This is a genomic window from Roseibium sp. TrichSKD4 (assembly GCF_000148725.1).
Lineage (GTDB): Bacteria > Pseudomonadota > Alphaproteobacteria > Rhizobiales > Stappiaceae > Roseibium.
The window spans coordinates 692,530-714,100 of record NZ_GL476320.1 but is presented as its reverse complement, the minus strand read 5'-3'; the positions used below and the strand labels follow the sequence as shown (position 1 = coordinate 714,100).

22 protein-coding genes are annotated in these 21,571 nt (G+C 55.6%); 9 read left to right on the top strand and 13 right to left on the bottom strand.

The annotated features are described in order from the left end of the window. Nucleotides 1-296 precede the first annotated feature (296 nt). The 6 genes from TRICHSKD4_RS24130 (at nt 297) to TRICHSKD4_RS24105 (ending at nt 7,375) form a co-directional block, all read left to right on the top strand. On the top strand, nt 297-1,781 hold the full coding sequence (locus TRICHSKD4_RS24130) for a replicative DNA helicase (RefSeq protein ID WP_040617540.1): 1,485 nt from the start codon (nt 297-299) through the stop codon (nt 1,779-1,781). Between the two features lie 102 nt (nt 1,782-1,883). Further along, nucleotides 1,884-3,011: an alanine racemase gene (gene alr / locus TRICHSKD4_RS24125; protein WP_040617387.1), complete on the top strand. Its 1,128-nt coding sequence runs from the start codon at nt 1,884-1,886 to the stop codon at nt 3,009-3,011. A gap of 22 nt (nt 3,012-3,033) precedes the next feature. Beyond that, nucleotides 3,034-4,428, top strand: a complete 1,395-nt coding sequence (gene radA, locus TRICHSKD4_RS24120) for a DNA repair protein RadA (RefSeq protein ID WP_009759859.1) — start codon at nt 3,034-3,036, stop codon at nt 4,426-4,428. Nucleotides 4,429-4,478: 50 nt separating this feature from the next. Then, nucleotides 4,479-5,096 (top strand): CvpA family protein, encoded by a 618-nt coding sequence (locus TRICHSKD4_RS24115; protein WP_009759858.1) that lies wholly within the window; start codon nt 4,479-4,481, stop codon nt 5,094-5,096. A gap of 66 nt (nt 5,097-5,162) precedes the next feature. After that, entirely contained in the window at nt 5,163-6,635 is a 1,473-nt protein-coding gene (gene purF / locus TRICHSKD4_RS24110) for an amidophosphoribosyltransferase (RefSeq protein ID WP_009759857.1), read from the top strand. 14 nt (nt 6,636-6,649) lie between these two features. Further along, nucleotides 6,650-7,375, top strand: coding sequence for an SDR family NAD(P)-dependent oxidoreductase (locus tag TRICHSKD4_RS24105; RefSeq protein WP_009759856.1), 726 nt, complete (start codon nt 6,650-6,652; stop codon nt 7,373-7,375). Between the two features lie 87 nt (nt 7,376-7,462). Here the strand turns inward: TRICHSKD4_RS24105 and TRICHSKD4_RS24100 are convergent, their stop codons facing one another. The 10 genes from TRICHSKD4_RS24100 to TRICHSKD4_RS24055 all read right to left on the bottom strand — a co-directional run bounded on the left by TRICHSKD4_RS24100 (nt 7,463) and on the right by TRICHSKD4_RS24055 (nt 16,488). After that, nucleotides 7,463-8,074: a hypothetical protein gene (locus TRICHSKD4_RS24100; RefSeq protein ID WP_009759855.1), complete on the bottom strand. Its 612-nt coding sequence runs from the start codon at nt 8,072-8,074 to the stop codon at nt 7,463-7,465. Nucleotides 8,075-8,085: 11 nt separating this feature from the next. Further along, the gene (locus TRICHSKD4_RS24095; RefSeq protein WP_009759854.1) at nt 8,086-8,802 is read right to left on the bottom strand and encodes a HupE/UreJ family protein; all 717 of its coding nucleotides are present in this window, start codon (nt 8,800-8,802) and stop codon (nt 8,086-8,088) included. A 511-nt stretch (nt 8,803-9,313) separates the two neighbouring features. Further along, a complete protein-coding gene (locus tag TRICHSKD4_RS32475; RefSeq protein WP_371256903.1) occupies nt 9,314-9,787 on the bottom strand; it encodes an inositol monophosphatase in 474 nt (157 codons plus the stop codon). 107 nt (nt 9,788-9,894) lie between these two features. Further along, complete coding sequence (locus TRICHSKD4_RS32470; RefSeq protein ID WP_009759851.1) at nt 9,895-10,110, bottom strand: inositol monophosphatase family protein; 216 nt, start codon at nt 10,108-10,110, stop codon at nt 9,895-9,897. 73 nt (nt 10,111-10,183) lie between these two features. Continuing rightward, nucleotides 10,184-11,620 carry a ribosome biogenesis GTPase Der gene (gene der, locus TRICHSKD4_RS24080; RefSeq protein WP_009759850.1) on the bottom strand — a complete coding sequence of 479 codons (1,437 nt, stop codon included), beginning with the start codon at nt 11,618-11,620 and terminating at the stop codon, nt 10,184-10,186. A gap of 35 nt (nt 11,621-11,655) precedes the next feature. Beyond that, nucleotides 11,656-13,008 carry a PQQ-binding-like beta-propeller repeat protein gene (locus TRICHSKD4_RS24075; RefSeq protein WP_009759849.1) on the bottom strand — a complete coding sequence of 451 codons (1,353 nt, stop codon included), beginning with the start codon at nt 13,006-13,008 and terminating at the stop codon, nt 11,656-11,658. Then, nucleotides 13,005-13,688 (bottom strand): tetratricopeptide repeat protein, encoded by a 684-nt coding sequence (locus TRICHSKD4_RS24070; RefSeq protein WP_009759848.1) that lies wholly within the window; start codon nt 13,686-13,688, stop codon nt 13,005-13,007. Before TRICHSKD4_RS24070 ends, TRICHSKD4_RS24075 begins: the two co-directional genes overlap by 4 nt. A gap of 189 nt (nt 13,689-13,877) precedes the next feature. Then, entirely contained in the window at nt 13,878-14,459 is a 582-nt protein-coding gene (locus TRICHSKD4_RS24065) for an NnrU family protein (RefSeq protein ID WP_009759846.1), read from the bottom strand. 131 nt (nt 14,460-14,590) lie between these two features. Beyond that, nucleotides 14,591-15,724: a Gfo/Idh/MocA family protein gene (locus TRICHSKD4_RS24060; protein ID WP_009759845.1), complete on the bottom strand. Its 1,134-nt coding sequence runs from the start codon at nt 15,722-15,724 to the stop codon at nt 14,591-14,593. An 11-nt stretch (nt 15,725-15,735) separates the two neighbouring features. Continuing rightward, nucleotides 15,736-16,488 (bottom strand): sugar phosphate isomerase/epimerase, encoded by a 753-nt coding sequence (locus TRICHSKD4_RS24055; protein WP_040617385.1) that lies wholly within the window; start codon nt 16,486-16,488, stop codon nt 15,736-15,738. 192 nt (nt 16,489-16,680) lie between these two features. Here TRICHSKD4_RS24055 and TRICHSKD4_RS24050 point away from each other — a divergent pair, with 192 nt between their 5' ends. Continuing rightward, nucleotides 16,681-17,268 (top strand): glutathione peroxidase, encoded by a 588-nt coding sequence (locus TRICHSKD4_RS24050; RefSeq protein WP_009759843.1) that lies wholly within the window; start codon nt 16,681-16,683, stop codon nt 17,266-17,268. 35 nt (nt 17,269-17,303) lie between these two features. Further along, nucleotides 17,304-17,777 carry a DUF3429 family protein gene (locus tag TRICHSKD4_RS24045; protein ID WP_009759842.1) on the top strand — a complete coding sequence of 158 codons (474 nt, stop codon included), beginning with the start codon at nt 17,304-17,306 and terminating at the stop codon, nt 17,775-17,777. 12 nt (nt 17,778-17,789) lie between these two features. Here TRICHSKD4_RS24045 and TRICHSKD4_RS24040 read toward each other — a convergent pair whose 3' ends face one another. Genes TRICHSKD4_RS24040 through TRICHSKD4_RS24030 form a run of 3 tightly spaced genes read right to left on the bottom strand, consistent with a single transcriptional unit; the run spans nt 17,790 to nt 19,841 of the window. After that, nucleotides 17,790-18,203 (bottom strand): Fur family transcriptional regulator, encoded by a 414-nt coding sequence (locus TRICHSKD4_RS24040; protein ID WP_009759841.1) that lies wholly within the window; start codon nt 18,201-18,203, stop codon nt 17,790-17,792. Further along, nucleotides 18,200-19,027 (bottom strand): metal ABC transporter permease, encoded by an 828-nt coding sequence (locus tag TRICHSKD4_RS24035; RefSeq protein ID WP_009759840.1) that lies wholly within the window; start codon nt 19,025-19,027, stop codon nt 18,200-18,202. Before TRICHSKD4_RS24035 ends, TRICHSKD4_RS24040 begins: the two co-directional genes overlap by 4 nt. Next, nucleotides 19,017-19,841 carry a metal ABC transporter ATP-binding protein gene (locus TRICHSKD4_RS24030; protein WP_009759839.1) on the bottom strand — a complete coding sequence of 275 codons (825 nt, stop codon included), beginning with the start codon at nt 19,839-19,841 and terminating at the stop codon, nt 19,017-19,019. The genes TRICHSKD4_RS24035 and TRICHSKD4_RS24030 overlap by 11 nt, the downstream gene beginning before the upstream one ends. A 190-nt stretch (nt 19,842-20,031) precedes the next feature. Between TRICHSKD4_RS24030 and TRICHSKD4_RS24025 the strand changes: the two genes are divergently transcribed. Further along, the gene (locus TRICHSKD4_RS24025) at nt 20,032-21,423 is read left to right on the top strand and encodes a mannose-1-phosphate guanylyltransferase/mannose-6-phosphate isomerase (protein WP_009759838.1); all 1,392 of its coding nucleotides are present in this window, start codon (nt 20,032-20,034) and stop codon (nt 21,421-21,423) included. Nucleotides 21,424-21,571 lie beyond the last annotated feature (148 nt).

Genomic DNA, 21,571 nt, shown 5'->3' with positions numbered 1-21,571 from the left:
ACTTTCTCGCCTGAAAAGTTAATTCTTCACGCTCAATCAACTTTGGCACATTCATCAAGACTCATCAGAGTTTCACCAAGGCCTCTCCCTGCAAAACCGCAGAAACCATTGAGATTTCAACAAATAGAGCCTAGCCGCCTCTGAGTCCGGTTTGAGTCCCCACGTCAAGGAGTTTTCCAATCTTTCCCCGCTGATTTTAACCACTCGGTGGGAATCACTCTTGCATACTCGTCAAGCCTTGAAGCGGTGTCGTTCTTGGCGATAGTTCATGGATGGCTGGGTCTTCGGGGGACAATATGAAGGGCACTTTGCAGACGGTTGATTCTGAATCGTCGCAACAAAAGGTTGCGCCACACAACGCGGAAGCTGAACGCCAGCTTCTCGGCGCTATTCTGGTGAACAACGAAACCTATTATCGTGTTTCTGACTTCCTGGAACCGCACCATTTTTTCGTGCCACCGCATCAGGACATCTATGAGAAAATCGGCCATCTGATCCGCGCAGGAAAGACGGCCTCCCCGATCACGCTGAAAACCTTTTATCCGGCGGACGCGAAAATTGCCGATTTGACGGCAACACAATTCCTGCTTCGCTTGGCAGCCGACGCCGCTTCCGTGATCAACGCGGAAGATTATGGCCGCACGATCTACGACCTCTGCCTGCGCCGGAACCTGATCCGCATCGGCGAAGACATGGTCAACATCGCCTTTGACGCGCCAATCGACGTTCCGCCGAACCAGCAGATTGATGATGCAGAGCGCCGCCTGTTTGAACTCGCGGAAACAGGCCGCAGTGAAGGCGGGTTTGTCAGTTTTGGTGATGCGCTTACCGAAACCATCGAAATGGCTCATGCGGCCTATAATCGTGAAGGCGCGCTGTCCGGGATCTCAACAGGCCTACGCGAACTTGATGGATTGATGGGCGGCCTACAGCATTCCGACTTGATCGTACTTGCTGGTCGTCCCGCAATGGGAAAGACCTCGCTGGTCACCAACATCGCCTACAACATCGCACAAGCCTATCAGGCAGAAGAGCAGCCCGACGGCACACTGAAAACCGTCAATGGCGGGGTTGTCGGCTTCTTCTCGCTCGAAATGTCGGCTGAACAGCTGGCCACTCGTATCATCTCCGAACAGGCTGAAATTTCGTCCTCCAAAATCCGCCGGGGTGATATTTCAGAAGCCGAATTCGAGAAGCTCGTTGCCTGCACACAAACCATGCAGTCTGTTCCGCTTCACGTTGACCAGACCGGTGGCATTTCGATCGCATCGCTCGTTGCCCGAGCGCGCCGGTTGAAACGTCAACGCGGCCTCGATCTTATCGTGGTCGACTATATTCAGCTTCTTTCCGGGTCCCAAAAGAACAGTGGCAACCGCGTTCAGGAGATCACGGAAATCACAACAGGCCTCAAGGCGCTGGCGAAGGAGTTGAATGTTCCGATCATCGCCCTCTCCCAGCTCTCTCGTCAGGTGGAATCGCGCGACGACAAGCGTCCGCAGCTTTCCGACCTTCGTGAATCAGGCTCCATCGAGCAGGACGCGGACGTTGTGATGTTCGTGTACCGTGAGGAGTACTACCTCTCAAAGACTGAGCCGGACTCGGATACACCCGAATACGCGGCTTGGGAAGCCAAGCACAATGCGGCAAAAGGCAAGGCCGAAGTGATCATCGCCAAGCAGCGTCACGGTCCGACTGGCACAGCGAACCTGCACTTCGAGGGCCAATACACCCGCTTCTCCGATCTGGCCGAGGAAGATCATTTGCCAGAACGTATGGAATAACCAAGGTCAACGCCTTCAGCCGCCCAAATGGGCGGCTGTTTTATTTTGTGCCAGCCCGCCGCCCAATTGCACTTGGCGCGAGAGTTCGCCATAGTCCGAAAAATGACCGATGCATCCGACTCTCTTTTTGGCGGTCGCCTGACCATTGATCTGAAGGCGATAACCGCAAACTGGACCATTCTGAAAAACAAGCTTTCAGATCGGGCTGAGTGTGCAGCAACGGTAAAAGCCGATGCGTATGGCACAGGGCTCACACAGGCTTCCAAAGCCCTTTACGACGACGGGTGCCGTACCTTCTTCGTCGCACTGCCTGTTGAAGCCTTGAAGCTGTGCCGGGGCATGCCTGATGCCACGATCTATGTTTTGGATGGTTTATTTCCCGGCACTGCCAAAACACTTGCAGAAAACGGCATTCGCCCCGTTCTGGCATCCACAGACGAAGTGCAGGAATGGGCGGCCTTCTGCAGAGAGACGGGCCAACACCATCCAGCAGCCCTTCATGTTGATACCGGCATCCACCGACTCGGTCTTTCCGCCGCCGAATTTGAAGAAGTCATGCTGAATGGAGACATACGGGAGGTGTTTACGCCCTCCCTTATCATGTCCCATCTGGCGTGTGGCGCAGATCCCGAACACCCGATGAATTCCGAGCAACTGAAGCGCTTTAAAAATCTAACAAGCGCTTACCCCGACATTCCCAAATCCTTGGCCAATTCAGCTGGCGTCTTTTTGGGTGAAGACTACCATTTTGATTTGGTCCGCCCCGGCATTTCGCTCTATGGCGGCAAAGCGCTGGACACAATGCCAAACCCCATGCAACCAGCCGTAAAGGTGGAAGCGCGGATCATGATGGCTCGCTCAGTGCCACAAGGTGACACGATTGGGTATGGCGCGATGCAAACAGCCAGACGCGATCTGCGGGTTGCCGTGGTTGCCGCTGGGTATGCCGACGGAATGATGCGCCGCGCCGGATCGACAGACATTGCGCCCGGGGCTTATGCCATGATCGAAGGTCATAAAGCCCCGTTGCTCGGGCGGGTCTCGATGGACATGATCACCCTTGATGTCACGGACATCTCGCCCCACCTCACGAGACGTGGAGCATTCGTGGAAATGATGGGGCCACAGCTTGCGGCCAGCGATCTGGCAGCGTATGCGGACACCATCGATTATGAATATCTGACCAACCTCGGACGCAGGTTCCTTCGCCGCTACGCGTCCCTCACCTGACCTTTCCGGAGACTGTTGATCCATGGCCCGCCGGTCCACCCAATTTATTTGTCAGTCCTGCGGCGCCATCACCGCGAAATGGACGGGACGGTGCGAATCTTGCGGGGAATGGAACTCCATTGTCGAGGAACAGTCCGGTGGCGGCATCGGCGGGGGACCGGGCAAGGCCCCGCGCTCCAAAGGCCGAGTTGTTGAACTGGTCGGCCTTCAGGGCGACGCCAAGGAAGCGCCGCGCATTCAGGCCAAGGTGGCTGAACTCGACCGCGTAACAGGCGGCGGGTTCGTCAAGGGATCGGCCCTGCTGGTCGGCGGCGATCCGGGCATCGGCAAATCAACCCTGCTCATTCAGGCAGCCGCCGCTCTTGCCAATCTCGGACACCGCACTGTCTATATTTCCGGCGAGGAAGCCATTGGGCAGGTGCGCCTGCGCGCGGAACGTCTGGGATTGGCCAGCGCGCCCGTTGCCCTTGCAGCGGAAACAAGCGTTGAAGACATTCTCGCCACTTTGGAATCAGGACCTGCCCCTGCCCTTCTCATTCTGGACTCCATCCAGACCCTGTGGACCGATCAGGTCGAATCGCCTCCCGGAACGGTGACGCAGGTCCGCGCTTCGGCACAGGCGATGGTTCGATATGCCAAGAAAAACGGCACAACGCTGGTTCTCGTGGGCCACGTTACCAAGGACGGGCAGATCGCAGGCCCAAGAGTTGTGGAACATATGGTCGATGCAGTCCTCTATTTTGAGGGTGATGGCGCGCATCAGTACCGTATTCTGCGGTCGGTCAAAAACCGCTTCGGAGCAACCGACGAAATCGGTGTTTTCGAGATGACCGGCAAGGGCTTGGTTGAGGTTGCCAACCCATCCGCGCTGTTTCTTGGGGATAGAAACACCACAGCACCGGGTGCTGCCGTCTTCGCAGGGCTTGAAGGGTCACGGCCACTTCTTATTGAAATTCAGGCACTTGTGGCGCAATCCTCTCTTGGAACGCCGCGCCGGGCCGTCATCGGCTGGGATACAGCACGCCTATCCATGATTTTGGCGGTTCTTGAGGCCCGCTGTGGTGTGCGCTTTTCCCAACACGATGTATATTTGAACGTCGCCGGGGGATTGAAGGTCAATGAACCAGGGGCGGATTTGGCGGTTGCAGCAGCCCTTGTCTCATCACTGAGTGGTCTTGCTCTTCGTTCCAATTGCGTCTATTTCGGCGAGATTAGTTTGTCGGGAGCAATTCGGCCCGTTGCACAGGCTCCCTCCAGATTGAAAGAGGCCCAGAAACTGGGCTTTGAACAAGCCTATTGTCCCGAAGGCAATCTGAAGGACAGGACGGCAAACGGCTTCACAGCGACCGGTCTTGCAGAACTTGGGGACTTTGTCGCGAAACTCGCGGTTCGCGCTGGTGCGTCGCCACAAGACTGACGCATTCTGGTCGCTAATGTCGCGAGCTCAACAGAGGATCTAACATACCGATGCCGATCACGCTGCTGGACGGAATCCTTCTCGCCATCATGCTGGTTTCGGCCGTCCTAGCCATGATACGTGGCTTTGTGCGGGAAGTGTTGTCGATCGCCTCCTGGCTGGCAGCTGCCGTGGCCGCCTATGCCCTTTACGATCAGGTCCTCCCCTTCGCCGAACAATACATCAACCATCCGATGGTCGCCCTTGGGGCGTCAGTCGCAGCGGTGTTCCTTGTAACGCTTCTGGTGGTCTCCTACATAACGATGCGCATTTCCGACTTCGTTCTCGACAGCCGGATTGGTGCATTGGACCGTACACTCGGGTTTTTGTTTGGTGCCGCGCGCGGCATGCTTTTGGTCGTGGTGGCCATGATGTTCTTCAATTGGTTCGTTGTTCCGGACCAGCAGCCGAACTGGATTAGAGACGCTAAATCGCGCCCAATCCTGCTATCGGTTGGAGAACGCTTGGTCAGCATGCTGCCGGAAGATCCGGAAAAGGAAATCCTTGACCGGCTGCGCGGCGAAAGCACATCTGCTCCATCGCAGCAAGGTGTTGCAGAAACCGATGAGCCTGAGTATAGCGCGTCTGAACAACAGGCACTTGATCGCTTGACCAGTCAGTCAAACTGATCGCCTGACCGCTTGAAACAAAACCGGGGCACCCGGTTTCTCGGTAATCTGACAAGGAGTCTCACCATGGCTGGCGAAGCCCAACTGGATGAGCCGTTTGACCCGGACGCAGACCGTCTGCGGGAAGAATGTGGTGTTTTTGGCATTCTGGGTCATGAGGATGCCAGTGCGCTGACAGCCCTTGGCCTGCACGCTCTGCAGCACCGCGGACAAGAAGCTGCCGGGATTGTCACCTTCGACAATGACCAGTTTCGCGCAGAACGGCATCTGGGCCTTGTGGGAGATCACTTCTCCAACGCCGACACCATCGGACGCCTGACAGGCCGGGCTGCTATTGGCCATGTGCGCTACTCCACCACCGGCGAGACCATCCTGCGGAACGTTCAGCCGCTCTTTGCAGAACTGGATGGCGGCGGCATCGCGATCTGCCACAATGGCAACTTCACAAACGCGCTGAAGCTTCGTCAGGGCCTGATCCGCGACGGTGCAATCTGCCAGTCAACGTCGGACTCTGAAGTTGTTCTGCAGCTGGTTGCCCGCTCCCGCGAAGCCAAAATTGTAGACCGCTTCATCGATGCTATCACCAAGATGGAAGGCGCATATTCGCTGATTGCGCTGACAGCGAAGAAGCTGATCGGCGCACGCGATCCGCTCGGCATTCGCCCGCTGGTTCTCGGAGACTTGAACGGTGCGCCGATCCTGGCCTCGGAAACCTGTGCGCTCGACATCATCGGCGCAAAGTTCATCCGCGAAGTGGAAAATGGCGAGGTCATCGTCTGCACCTCGACCGGGATCGAATCCTACTTCCCGTTCGGCAAAAAACCGGCCCGCCCGTGCATCTTTGAGTACATCTACTTCTCCCGGCCAGATTCCATTGTCGGTGGTCGAAGTGTTTATGACGTGCGCCGCGAGATGGGTCGCCAATTGGCGCTTGAGTCGCACGCAGAGTGCGATGTCGTAGTGCCCGTACCGGACAGCGGCGTTCCAGCTGCGATTGGCTACAGTCAGGAATCCGGCGTTCCGTTTGAACTCGGCATCATCCGAAACCACTATGTGGGCCGCACCTTCATTGAGCCGACGCAATCCATTCGCGCCCTTGGCGTGAAGATGAAACACTCGGCCAACCGGGCGCAGATACAGGGCAAACGCGTCACCTTGATTGACGATAGCCTTGTGCGTGGCACCACATCGGTCAAAATCGTGCAGATGATCCGCGATGCCGGCGCATCGGAGGTTCATTTCCGCCTTGCCAGCCCACCGATCCGCTATTCCGACTATTACGGCATTGATACGCCGGAGCGGGAACGCTTGCTGGCCGCGCGCTACAATCTCGACGAGATGAAAAACTACATCGGCGCCGACTCCCTCGCCTTCCTGTCCGTAGACGGCATCTACCGGGCAATGGGCTATGAAGGGCGCGATCAGGATCAGCCACAATTCACCGACCACTGCTTTACCGGCGATTATCCGACACCATTGACCGATCTGGCAGAGGATCAGGATTTCGTGCGCCCGCCGCGTCTCGTAGAAGTTCAGTAAGGCAGGCGAACAGCATGGAAAAGGATTTCGAGGGGCGCGTAGCCCTGGTCACCGGCGCTTCTCGCGGGATTGGTTTTGAACTAGCAAGACAGCTTGGCAGTCGCGGCGCACAGGTTATCGCCCTTGCGCGGACCGTTGGCGGCCTTGAAGAGTTGGACGATGCGATCACCAAGGCAGGCGGTCCATCCGCTACGCTGGTGCCCGTTGACCTGAAAGACTTCGATGCGCTGGACCGTCTTGGGGCTGCGATTTTCGAACGCTGGAAAAAGCTCGATATCCTGATCGGCAATGCGGCAATGGCGGTCACACTGTCGCCCGTCAGCCATATCAAGGTGAAAACCTTTGACGAGGCGATGGCAACCAATGTCACCGCCAATTATCGCCTGCTACGCTCTCTGGACGTGCTCCTGCGCCAGTCAGACGCCGGACGCGCCCTGTTCCTCACCGATGGCCATTTGCACACCACAACGCCGTTCTGGGGCCTTCAGGCAACCACCAAGGCCGCTCTGGAAGCCATGGTGAAGACCTATGCAGCTGAGGCCGAAAAAACGCCTCTGCGTGTTAATCTCGTCGACCCCGGCCCCGTCCGCACGGGGCTCAGAGCCAAGACCATGCCCGGCGAAGACCCTGAAACTCTCCCAACCGCCGAGACCGTCGCCACGGACCTTGTCAAACTAGTCGGGACCGATGTAGCGGAAACAGGCAGGATGTTTGATCGGGTGAAGGGGGCTTGGGATTGATCGCTCCCAAACAAACGGCGAAAACCTGAACACAGATAGCCAATCGACTTAATGCCGCCCCATCAGATGTGAGAGGGCGGCAGGCTTTCATTCGCTTCGGACAATTTCGCTGTAGTCACCCTTCAATTGAAGGGTAACGGTGATCTCCGACTTGTCCCGGTTTCGCCAGAACCAACCATGCTCACCAGCAAACGGGGCTAGAATGCCACCTTCCCCACCGGTCGCCCCACGGCCCTTTTCGTAGGTGACGGATTTGCCGCCACCATGGGCATGAAGGTCAAAGTTGATGCGACCGCCCTCGGCGACCCAATAGTATTGCGCCTGGTCACCTTCCTGCATGACCATCTTGATCTCGATGTAAGCGCCAGGATCCAGAGTAAACGTGACGGTGTCTCGCCATGCGTCCTGTGCGTGGGCTGTTCCGACAAGGGCGCCAAAGACGGCGTCCAACAGGTTTGATGAGCTTTGACCGTGCAATTGACGGTCCTGTTCGGCTTCTTCCTCAAGTTGCTGCTTGATTTCCCCCATTTCGGTGAAGCCGAGCACACGGCCAGCGCCTGTCGGGTCGATGCCGTACTCTGCCGGCAGAACGACGGTGACGAGGATCAGTACTGCGCTGACAGCTGCCAAAACAGTGGACCGGAGAAGTTGCGCAGAACTCGGCAAATCTTCCAGGCTCGGTTTATCTGCATTAAACATCTGGTTTCCTTTCAAGCAGCAACGAAGTAGCCGGTGATCTGATAGCCCATGAGAATGAAGCCCAGACACATCATGATGACATTGGCCGTATAGGCCTGACTGAAGAAGTTGGCGCTTTTACGCCAATAACCCATGACAATGAGGATGACCGCCAAGGCCAGGAGTTGACCAATTTCAACACCGACGTTGAAGGCCAATAGATTGGCGAGAAGACCGTCTTCCGGGATTTCGTATTCGAGGATCTTGGTCGCCAAACCGGTTCCATGGATCAGACCGAAAACGAGGGTCGCAACCTTGGTATTTGGCTGATAACCGAACCATCTTTGAAAGGCTCCCAGATTATCCAGGGCCTTGTAGACAACCGAAAACCCGATAATCGCGTCAACGATATACGAGCTTATTCCCCAACCATACCAGACACCGGCAAGCATCGTGATCGAATGTCCGATCGCAAACAGGCTGACATATAATGCAACGTCCTTCATCCTGTAGAGAAAGAAAACGACCCCCAACAGGAAGAGGATATGGTCATAACCGGTGACCATATGTTTGGCACCAAGATACATGAAGGGGACAATATGAACGCCCCAGATTTCCTGTATGTAACCCGCATCCCCGGGCGTCACATCATGTGACAGGGCCGCACTGGCGGATAACAGCAGCGCGGATAACAAGAAGAGCGGGACGCGGCCGAGCCTGCACCCTTCACCTCGCAGAAATGATTTCATGGATACCTCCGAATAGATTGACTTAAGACGGACACGCAAACAGCGCTAAGTCATGCCAATCGCGGAGGTCTCTCAATTCGAAACTGACCCCTCAGGGGGTAAGCAGGAACCAGCGCTTGCCAACTCTCCTCTGGATCGGCCACGGGGGCGATGGCGTACGAATTCAGAACAAGGTTTTGGTTGTGATCGTGATCGGCTGCATCATGGCTATGCCCATGCAAGGCCCATAACAGACCTTTCTCCAGCCGATGCGAATGACCATGATCCGCGATCATCTCAAGATGATTCTGGATTGTTTCAAATACTGTTGGAACGTGGGAAGCCGAAGGTGTGACTGACCAAATAAAAAACGACAAACACAAAAGGGCGGCAATACAGCGCGCTGTGTCCCTGTCAAAAATCGACTCAGCAAATCATCGCCCTCTGTCTGGTTCAGACCCAAAAGGTAGCGGCTCTTAATCAGGCAATCAAGATGTCAGTTCGATCCTGGGCAACTTGGGATCAGCTCCGATCAAGCCACTTCACTCACCTTCAGCGGGGCGAAGGAGGTGTCGGCGATCATTTTGAGATCGTCATAGACGCCGGGGGCTCCGACGACGACGCGGGCACCGCGCACCAGAGCGCTGCGCACATCAATCTCTTCCATTTGATTACCTGCTTCTGTGGCAATCAGCATACCCGCTAGACAATCCCAAGCATTCATATGCGGCTCGATATAGCCGATCAGGCGACCAGAGGCTGCATAGGCAAGCATCAAGCCGCCGGACGCATTGCGGAAGAAAATCCCACCCTTGGAGATCAGTGCGCCGACTGCGTTGACCACATCCGTTGCTGCCGTGCGGCCATTAAAGCCGACACCGGTGGAGCCGACCGAGATGCTGGTGGAATCGGATGCGGAAATCGGGCGGTCATTGACATAAGCCCCCTGCCCCAGCGCCGCCTTGAAGGTCTCGCCGGAGTTCGGATCGCGGATCACGCCGATCACGGTTTCCCCGTCCCGGACACAAGCCAGGATCACGCACCATTGGGGATAGCGGACACGAAGTTTGCCGTACCGTCATCGGGTCATACCCATGTGTAGCTGATGAGCCCTCAACGGTGCCATGCTCTCGCCACAATGCGTCTCGGGAAAGCGGGCTGCAATTCCTTGCGGATAAGAGTTTCTACATCCCGATCCGCTTCGGATACGAGGTCCTGATGGCCTTTGGAGGTGATCGTCAGCGTATCCAGTTTCCTGAAATACTCCATTGCAAGGTTGCCCGCTTTATGGGCCAGAGCACATGCAAAATCATACCGATCATGAGCCATCAAAAAATCCTCCTGCTTCATAAAAAATCCGGGCCACTGAAAGGGCCCGGACATGCGGCGGTAAAATCCGCCTTTATTGAATTTTTCTCTTTTTCGCCTTCGCATAAGGGTTTTCACCCTTGCGATAGGAAAACCGGATCGGCGATCCGGGAATATCAAACGCCTCGCGCAGATTGTTCACCAGATAGCGGGTGTAGCTTTCCGGCAATTGCTCCGGACGGGAACAAAAGGCCACAAAATGCGGTGGCCGGGTCTTTGGCTGTGTCAGGTAGCGAAGACGCACGCGGCGACCGGCCACAGCGGGCGGCGGGTGATTGTTCGTCACCTTCTCCAGCCAGCGGTTCAGGCGCGATGTCGATATCCGCGCATTCCAGTGTTCATAAGCGGTGAAGACACTTTCCAGCAGGCGGTCGATGCCCTGCCCCTGCATGCCGGAAAGCGTTGCAATCTGGACGCCGCGGATCTGGTTGAAACAGCGTTCATTGGCATCGCGAATTTTCTTCCATGCCGCCTCACGGTCTTCCACCAAGTCCCACTTGTTGATCGCAATCACCAGCGCCCGACCTTCGCGCGCCACCAGATCGATGATCTGCAGGTCCTGCTTTTCGAAGGAGTTCGTCGCATCCAGCGTAACGACAACGACCTCAGCAAACTTGATCGCCCGAAGCGCGTCGGCAACGGAGAGCTTTTCCAGCTTCTCCTGAACCCGTGCCTTGCGGCGAATTCCAGCCGTATCAAAGAGTTTGACGTGCCGCTCCCGCCATTCCCAATCAACGGAGATGGAATCGCGCGTAATGCCCGCTTCCGGCCCGGTCAACATGCGGTCTTCTCCAAGCATGCGGTTGATCAAGGTGGACTTGCCTGCATTCGGACGACCAACAATCGCCACCCGCAAGGGGCGATCCTTGGTACCAACCGGATCGTCTTCTTCCTCGATAAGCTCACCATCCTCATCGAACTTCAGTTCAATGCTGGTGCGCGCTTCGTCCCGGAGCGCCTCTTCTTCTTCATTGATCGCATCAACATAAGGTTTCAGCGCGTCATAGAGATCTGCAAGGCCTTCTCCGTGCTCGGCGGACACCGCAATCGGCTCGCCCAGTCCCAGAGAATAGGATTCGTAAAGGCCGCTCTCGCCTGCCCGCCCCTCGGCCTTGTTGGCCAGAAGGATGACAGGTGTTGTGGTCTTGCGCGCAATGGCAGCAAAATGCGCATCTAGCGGGGTGACGCCCGCGCGCGCATCGATCACGAAGAGGATGGCGTTTGCTTCTTCAATTGCATCTTCCGTCTGCTTGCGCATCCGGCCTTCCAGAGAAGAAGCATCTGCATCTTCAAGACCAGCCGTGTCCACGATGGTGAAGCGCAGGTCACCCAGACGTGCTTCTCCCGGACGCCGATCCCGGGTTACGCCCGGCGTGTCGTCAACAAGCGCCAGGCGCTTGCCAACAAGGCGATTGAACAGCGTAGACTTGCCGACATTCGGCCGTCCAATGATGGCGACAGTAGCGCCCACGTTCCGTACTCCTGAATGACTGACCGGTTATCCGGTCAGTTGAAGGCAGCCACGCCATCGTCCCCGTGGAGCACGATAACCCGTCCACCCGCAACGATCGGGGTAACGAAGACGTCCGTGTTCACGTCGTTTGTGCCGACTATACGGCCTGATGCAGCGTCGACCCTTGCGATGTCACCATCGCTGGAAAAGGCCACCAATGTTCCATTAGCCAAAATCGGGCCTGCCCAGTTGCGGCGCTTTTTCTTTTTCTCCGAACGCGGCAGGACCGTTGTCCAGAGCGTATCGCCTGTTTTGCGATTTAACGCAACCATGCGGTTATCGAGATCAACCATGAAGACGGCACTTCCGGAAACAACCGGCGTATGAACACTGCCCAAATCCACCGCCCAGATGCGCTGGCCTGTCTTCAAAGAAGATGCAATCGTACGACCGGAAACACCCGTCGCGTAGACCGTGCCACCGGCAATCACAGGACTTGCCGAAACATCGGCCAACCCGGAGAGCGCCATGGTCCGCAGGCCGCGGGTCACACCATCAATCCAGACCGGCTCACCCTTCTTGATGTCGAGGGCCATGATTTCACCGGATGAAAACGGTACCACGACACGGTTTCCGGAAACAGCCGGATTGGCTGCAGACAAAAGACCCGCGGTTTCTTCAATGCCGACATAGCTCCAAGCAAGGGTGCCGTCGGACTGGTTAAGCGCAACAACTTCATTGTTCTGGGTCACGACAAAAACGTGCCCGGCTCCAGCTGTTGGGGCACCACGTGCAGGACTGTCGAGATCAGCCGTCCACGCAACTTGACCGGACCCTGCATCAAGCGAGAACACTTGACCATAGCCGGTTGCTGCAAACACCCGGCCAGATGCTGTCGCAACACCGCCGCCAGAGGCCGTGTCCTTTTCGCCTTCAGGGCGCAAATTCTGCGTCCAAGCGCGACCACCACCCGTCGACAAGGCAACAACCTCGCCATTGGGTTTATAAACAAAAACTCGGCTGCCGTCGGAAACCGGGCGCGCAGAGATGCGCAAGGCCGAAGCACCAAAACCGCCTCCGGACGTTCCGACACGGCTGCTCCAGGCACGTGACCCGCTGACCGAGACAGCCACATTGCCCGGATCATTGCTCTGGCCGCCGCCCGCATTGGGCCACGACGTTCCGCCGGTCGCAGAACCGATAGACGCTGGCTTGGATTCTCCGACTACTCCAGCATCTGCTGTATCAAACAGCGCTTGGCGTTCTCCGGGAAGAATATCCTCGCCGCCAAACGGGTTCACACTGTCAGCAAAGTCAGAAACACTGCTGCAGCTGCCGAGCAGCACCGCCGTCACACAGACGGCTGCAGCAGAGCGAAATGCGCCCAACGAAAGGGAACGGGTCACTGGGCGTCTCCTGTTGCCTCACCGTCCGCTGCGCCAAATTGCGAGCGGATCACTTCAGAGAGAATACCAACTCTCCGGGAGACCTCAGCCGGGGTCTCTGTATCATTTTCAATCGCTGACACCCATTTGCGGGCATCTTCTGCATTGCCAGCTTTCCAGGCAGCCAGAGCCAACAGTTCACGAGCCGCTGCACGAAACGGATCAGCTTCGCCGGTTAGACCCTCAACACGATCCGCAACACCTGCATAATCTTCCAGATCAACGGCAAGGTATCCGGCACGCAGAGCTGCAATGGACTGCAGGGAGGCCTCAACGGATGGATCGCGAGAAGCCTGATCAAAAGCTTCCAAGGCCTCAATCTTGCGATCTGCCTTGATATGCTCCGTTGCGACCCGCAGCTTGGCAAGTTGCGGATAACCCCCACCAGCCTCGCCCAGCGCGTCCAGAGCTTCGATGGCACCTTCAATATTGGCGGATTCCGACAATTCAACTGCGGCCATGAACTTATCGCCAGCTTCCTGAGCCTGAGTCTCCTGCCAATACTGCCAGCCGCGATAGCCGCCTGTGCCCACAACAATCAAAACGGCAACTACAATCACCCAAGGGCCAAACCGGTCCCAAAGCCGACGGTATTTCTCCTGGCGGATGTCTTCATCGACTTCACGAAAGATATCGGACATGCGTGTCTCGTTCCCGAATTCTTGTTGTCCGGACCGATGACGAAGAAGCAAAAACACCCCTTACGCCGTTGGCCCGTATTATTCCTGTGGCCTTTGGAAAAAACCACGCCTGTTAATCAACGCCAAAATGGCGCAAGTGAGGCAACCGCAGATTTCTAACCGCGCAAATTGCCCTGTTGGTGCACGTGATTAAGACAATGGAACGCCAATGACAAGCGCATGGCCTTGCCAAACAAACCATCCATAGATCGCAAGTCCGGCCAAAATGATGAATACATCTGCCATCTTGCGCTCGGCAGGCAGATGAAGCGCAACAGATGGTTCCCCATCCGCCCGACGTTTCAGCGAAATTCGGTCAACAACAGCCCAAACTAAAAAGCTGCCGAACAGCATGACAGAGGCAAGGTCACCACGAACCAGCAAATGCGCAAGCGCCCAGATTTTAACAGCCACCAGCATGGGGTGGCGGAATCGAGCCTTGATACGCCCTTGAACATAAGCAGCAATCAACAAGATAAAGACCGGCACCATCAACAGCATGGTAAGATGGCGCGTCCACTCCGGCGGGGTGTAGAGCACCGGATTGTCCCCCATCCGAACCGCGCCATATCCGTGGATCATCAGCACAAGCCCAACAATGGACAGGATCGAGTATCCGATTTTGTAGGGCGTTGCCCCCAGGCGCGCGACCACTGAAGCCTTCAACCCGCTTGCCATGGGCAGAAAATGAAGCCCGAAAAAAATGATCAGTCCAACCAGAAACAACGTCATCGCATCCCGCCTTTAATGCTGCTGGCACATTTGCCAAGGCACTCTCCCGGGCCGGAGAGTGCGCAAGCAAGTCCAGTGCGTCAAGGATTTCCAGCAGACTACTCGTATGCCCACACCAAAAAGCAGTTACCCTATTTCAACAGAGCGCCCGCCTCATCAGCACCAAACGCTTCAGGCCTTGTGCAGGTTGTCACAATTTCCACGAAGCTGCCTGTTTCACCAGATTTCAAAATCGACATCATAACGTCGACAGCGTGGACTGCCCGGTCAAAGGAGCACCGGAAATCACGTCCTTCGCGGATTGCCTGAGCCATGTCTGCAAGACCGGCAGTTCGATAGTTGGCGAAGCGATTCTCAGCATCGCCCTGATTGCATTGCCCCAGCGGGTGAGCGGCAACGTCGAGCTCTTTAGCCTCTCCGGTTTGATCAACAACTGTAACCGACCCGCCAAAGAAGTTCGGATCAGGCACATAGATCGACCCTTCGGTGCCGTAAAGCTCCATTGGATGATGCCGGTGCGCACAAACATCCCAGCTGGCAATAAACGTGATTGTGGCACCGGATTGGAATTCAAGAAGCGCTTGAATGGTGGTCGGTGTTTCAACGGTGATTTCTTCACCCGCCCTTGGCTGACTGGAGATGGTCCGGGTTGGTGTTGCCATGGAGGTTAAGGCTGCAACCCGTTTCACCGGGCCGATCAGATTGATCAGATTGGCGATGTAATACGGCCCCATATCCAGAACAGGCCCACCTCCAGGCTTGAAGAAGAAATCCGGGTTTGGATGCCAGGCCTCCATGCCATGGCTCATCACCTGACATGTTCCAGATGTGATTTTACCAAGCTCTCCAGAGTCAATCGCCGCTCGGGCAGCTTGATGGGCGCCACCTAAAAATGTGTCTGGAGCAGAACCAACCCTCAGCCCTTTCTCGGCCGCCAAGGCTTGCATGGCCTTGCCGTCTTCAAGGGAAAGAACGAGCGGTTTTTCTGAGTAAACGTGTTTGCCAGCGCTCAAGATGTCCCGCGATACTGGCCAATGCGCATCGGGGACCGTCAGGTTCACGACAATATCGACGTCGTTTGACGCCAACAGCATGTCGACCGTGCCGCCCATAACCCCGTATTCTGAGGCTCGCGCGCGAGCAACATCAGCATAAAGGTCTGCGCAGTAACGCACCTCTATGCCCTTAAACAGGGGTGCGAGTTCAAAATAGGTTTTGGAAATGTTGCCGCATCCAATGATGCCGACGCCAAGGACTTCTGACATGGAGGCGATCCTTATCCGAGATATTCTTGAACACTGGTGAGCGCACGTTTGGCAAACCTAGCGATATCAGATGGATTGTCGTGCTCAACGACAAAAAGCGCAGCAGGTGTTTTCTTGAGCGCGGTGATGAGCGTCGGCCAGTCCATCGTACCGTGACCAACATCCGCCCAGCCGTCTTCGTCTGCGCACTCGCCTGCAGGCGCGATGTCTTTCACATGAATAGCGCTCAGGCGATCACCATATCGCTCAATCCATTCCAGCGGATTTTCGCCGCCCCGCACAATCCAGGCTACATCTGCTTCCCACGTCATGTTCGGCGCAGTGTCCAGCAAGATCGCCATTGGAACCGCACCACTTGAGACTTTGACATACTCAAAATCATGATTGTGCCAGCCAAAGACAAAGCCCGCCGCAATCATCTTGTCAGCAATCACGCTAAGGCGCTGTGCAAGGTCTTTCCATCCGTCTTCCGTTGTTGGACGATCAGTCTCTTCCAGATATGGGCAATAGATCCGAGAAATTCCCAGCGTCTTGGCAATCTCGATTGCTCGCTCCGGCGTGTCCTCCAGCATATCCAATGGAAAATGGCCGGATGGCATGGAAAGACCGGCAGCCAACAGCGCTTTTTGTGTCGCAGACGGATCTGAATAATGCTCCGGATATCCTTCAACCTGTTCATATCCGGTCTCAGACAACAGAGAGAGCAACCCTGCAAAATCGGGAGCGTTGCGTGCACTGAAAAGCTGGAAAGAAATCGAAGTCATACGACATCCTGACATTGAAAGAAGATGACGATACGTCAAACATGGTTTGGTTTTAAAATACAAGGGCACAGCCGCTTTCTTGCAAAATTCGCCGTGGGTTTTCAGCCCAGCCTGCATTTTGCCCCATCCAGTGAACCGATGCGGCGCTGAGGCGTATAGGTTTAGAATTCAAGCAGACCCAAGGCCTAAAACATGCGCATTGCACTGACCACCTTTCTATCAGCAGCAGTGATAACCTTGCTTCTTGGTCAGCCCACCCTTTCAGACGAGATTCCCTTGGCCAACAAAACAGCATATGATTTTGAGTTCCAGCTGCCCGGCGGCGACCCTCTGCCTCTGGCCAAATTCAAGGGCAAACCAATCCTTGTTGTGAACACAGCAACGGAATGCGGCTTTAAAAGGCAACTTGGCGACCTTCAAACGCTTCAGGACGACTATGCGGAGCGCGGGCTTGTGATTCTGGCCGTCCCGTCCAACGATTTTGGCGGACAGGAACCACGCGCTGGTGAGGAACTCAAAGGCTATTGCTCCGCGAAATACGGCGCAACTTACCAATTAACAGCGAAATCTGTAGTAAATGGCGAGAACGCCCACCCCTTTTACAAATGGGCAGTGACCCAATTTGGCATGACGGCCCGCCCCTACTGGAACTTCCACAAATATCTGGTTGCCCCTGACGGAACGTTGGTCAACTGGTTTTCAACACCAACCCGCCCAACTGCCAAAAAGGTGCGCCGGGCCATTGAAACTCAGCTTCAAAACATGCAGCAGCAGTCGTGATCTAATACGTCCCACCATCAAAGAAACCTGAATTCATGACTGCAAACGCCCCATCTACCGAAACACCCACGACCAAAATCCCCGCGGCAGCCCTCTGGCTCACCGCAGCTGGTTTTCTGCCATTCGCGCTGTTTAGCCTTGGAACAGTCGCAGCTCCGCCGATGCATCAACACAAGCTGGAGATCACACTGCTCCTCTATGGTGCTGTGATCCTGTCGTTCCTCGGCGGGATCCATTGGGGTTATGAAATGGCGAGAAAGTCCGAAGGGACTGATAACCCAAGTTTCAAGCGACTCGGCCTTAGTGTTCTACCTTCGTTAGCTGCCTGGGGCAGCTTGGCCTTGCCGCAGCCCTACGGCGCGGTCGGTCTTTCAGTCAGTCTTCTTCTGACGCTTGCTTACGACATCATCTGCGTGCAGCAAGGCCACATGCCAAAATGGTATCCAAAACTGCGTGTCCCGGTCACGCTGGCAGTTGTGGCGAGCCTGTTGCTCCCCTATGCGAACTGAAAGGGGTTCCGGCTAATTCGCAGATTGCGTGGAGCAGTTCGCGCAAGTTCCGCGCAATTCGATAGTTGTTTTTGATGGGCGGAATTTGGCCTTTTCAGCCCAGCTTGACAGATCAGCAAGAGCAGCGTTGGGGGCAAACTCCGACACGTGTCCGCAAGTTTCACAAATTGCAAAGGCAACCGCGTGGTGGCTCGAACAACCCGGATGACTGCAAGCCACAAACGCATTCAGGCTCTCCAGCCGATGCACCAGCCCGACCTCCAATAGTTTTTCCAAGGCTCGATAGACCTGCAGGGGTGCGCGAAACCCGTCATCTCGTAGCTGATCCAAGATCGCATAAGCTGTCAGTGGCCCCTCAGCACTCGTCAGCGCGCCAAATACCAAACCCTGATTTTTTGTCAGTTCCTTGTGCGCTGCCTTGTTCACGATTTACGTTCCCTTTCATTCGCTCCAGATATGCTTCTGAGCCCTGGCCAAGGCAAGATTGAGACGAGAAACAAAATCGTCCCCGCAACAACAATACTTGGCCCCGCCGGAGTGTCGAGACGCAGTGAGGCCTGCAAACCACCAACCACGGCAACCGCTCCAATCACTGAAGCGATGACGGCCATATGCTCCGGGCCAACGGCAATCCGCCGCGCAGAAGCTGCCGGAATAATCAGCAGTGCGGTAATCAAAAGAACACCAACAACCTTCATGGCAATGGCGATCACGGCCGCCATCAGCAACATGAAAACGATATTGACCTTTTCCGGTTCCATTCCTTCGGCCGCCGCCAAATCCGGATTGACCGTTGCCGCAAACAACCGCCGCCAGATAAGCCACAAAAAAACGAGCACAGCCGAACCACCAGCATAAATCGTTAGAATGTCGGTTTTGGAGACGGCCAGTATATCTCCGAATAAGAGCCCGGTCAGATCGACACGCACCCAGGTCATGAAGGCAAGGCACACAAGGCCAAGCGCGAGGGCTGAGTGCGACAAGAGCCCAAGCAATGCATCAGATGACAACGTCTGTGTTCGGCGCAAGCCAAGCATCGTGAGAGCGATGGTTACACTCACGCCAAATACGGTCATCGTTGTGTTGAGTTCCAACAATAGAGACAGCGCTACTCCCAAAAGCGCTGCATGGGCGAGTGTGTCGCCAAAATAGGCCATCCGCCGCCACACGATAAAACACCCAAGCGGCCCGGCAACTGCGGCACCCCCTATTCCGGCAACGAGTGCGCGAACAAAAAAGTCATCCAACATGGCGCTGCTCCTCGTCACTTGAGGATGGCTCGGAGCCGTGCACATGATCGCAGCAGTTCTGATGGATCGAGCCATCAGAATGCTGTACCCGCCCATCTGGCAGATGCACATGATCATGATTGTGCTCATAAACAGCGAGCGCCCCTGCAGCCCTCTCTCCGAAAAGAGTTTTGAAGGCCGCACTTTGCGAAACATCCCGAGGGCTGCCCTGACAGCACACATGCCCATTCAGACAGACAACCTGATCAGTCGCCGCCATCACCACGTGCAGGTCATGCGAAATCATCAAAATGCCACATCCCAGCTCCTTGCGAATATTCGCAATGAGGTCGTAGATCGCAATCTCGCCCGAGTAATCGACGCCCTGCACTGGCTCGTCCAGCACCAAAAGATCTGGCTTCATGGCAATGGCCCGGGAAAGCATCACCCGCTGCATTTGTCCTCCAGACAGATGACGGACTTCGGATTTCCTGAGATGGCCGACACCGGTGCGCTCCAGCGCCTTGTCAATTTGTGTCTGAGAGGGCCTCGCGGTCAGCTGCATGAAACGATGGACATTGAGCGGCATCGTCCAGTCAATCATCAGTTTTTGCGGGACGTAGCCGATTTTGAGGCGAACGCGTTTGTGCGCGCTACCTTCTGTCGGCTTAAGGATCCCGAGCGCCATTTTTGCAGTCGTCGACTTGCCAGACCCGTTTGGTCCAATCAGGGTCACGATCTCACCAGATGAAACAGATAGATCAACCCCGCGGACCAGCCAGGAGCCCCCGCTCTGTACGCCAGCGCCCTGAAGTCGGACAAGCGGCTCACTCATGTCATTTGCCAAGGTCAAAGACCACCACAATCGTTACTTTATAACACCAGTATAATCCGCCTTATCCGGCACTTCAATATTTTCCAGAGATTGTAAGTCGCGGGTTTACACTCACTCGTGAGACTTTACAGTTTGTCAGGCAGAAACTGCTTAGTATCCCGGCGATTATGTTTCCCTCACGAGAAGTTCAATGACAGCCATTTTCCCATGCGTTCTTTCCGGCGGTGTCGGATCTCGACTCTGGCCACTATCTCGCCAAGACCGTCCAAAGCAGTTCCTTCCAATTTTTGACGGCGAAAGCCTTTTTCAAAAAACCTGCAAGCGCGTTCAGGGAAACGGGTTTCAAGCGCCTATAGTAATTGGCAACAACTCTCATCGCTTCCTGATCGGCGAACAACTGGATGAAATCGGGCTGTCCGCAGCATCCATCATACTCGAACCTGTAGGGCGTAATACAGCAGCCCCTGCAGTCATTGCGGCTCTGATTGCAGAAGAACAGGCGGACAATGCGCTCGTACTGCTTGCCCCATCAGACCACTTGATTGGCAAAGAGAATATCTTTCTTGATGCGGTGAAGGCCGCAGAAGAAGCGGCCGACAAAGGGGAAATCGTCACATTCGGCATTGAGCCATCCGAGCCCAATACAGGCTATGGCTACATCCGGTTGAAGAGCGGACAGACAACTGTTCGCGCCGTTGACGCCTTCGTGGAAAAGCCAAACTTGGACAAGGCAGAAGCCTTTCTGGCCGACGGAAATTATGTCTGGAACGCGGGCATCTTTCTTTATTCTGCAAAGTCAATGATCGCAGCTTTCGCCAAACATCAGCCGGGCTTGCTGGCTCAGGCTAAGGCTGTCTTGGCCACACGTACCGAAGACCTCGACTTCACCCGCCTCGACGTCTCAGAGTTTGAAAAGCTGGACGATATTTCCATCGACTATGCGATTATGGAAAAAGCGGACAGCATCTCCTGCGTTCCTGTCAATCCGGATTGGAATGATCTTGGCTCATGGTCTGCCATTTGGGATGTTTTGGGCAAAGATGCCGATGGCAACAGCGGTTTGGGCGACACCCGGTTTCTTCAAAGCCGCAACTGCCTTGCTTATGCGGACGACGGGCTTGTTTCTGTCATCGGCCTCGAAGATGTTCTCGTCGTGGCGACACGCGACAGTGTGCTTGTGGCCCACAAGGATAAGGCGCAGGACGTCAAGAAGATTGTCGATAGCCTGAAAGCGGAAGGACGCGGAGAAGTCGACGCCCACCTTCGCTCCTATCGCCCTTGGGGTTATACGGAACGCATCAATGCAGGTGACCGTTTCGCGGTTCAGTCCATGATGATCAAACCGGGACAACACCTTTCCATGCAAAGCCACATGCACAGGGCCGAGCACTGGGTGGTCGTTGAAGGGACTGTTGAGATAACAATCAATGGCGAAGCACGGCTTTTGACGGAAAACCAATCCGCCTATGTTCCCCTTGGCGCAACCCATAAACTGCACAATCGCGGCAAAATCCCGGTACGTATGATCGAGATTCAGTCCGGAACCTACCTTTCAGAAGACGATATCATCCGGCACAACTAAGACTGACCGATCGGTCAATGATGCTTGACTTCCCACCGAACGTGGTTCACGGAAAAGGGGACACCGCTCCTTTTCTCTGAAAACGCAAAGCGTATTTCGCCCGAGCGGAACGATATGAAAACGGCTGCGTAAACACGAAGCTGTGTGA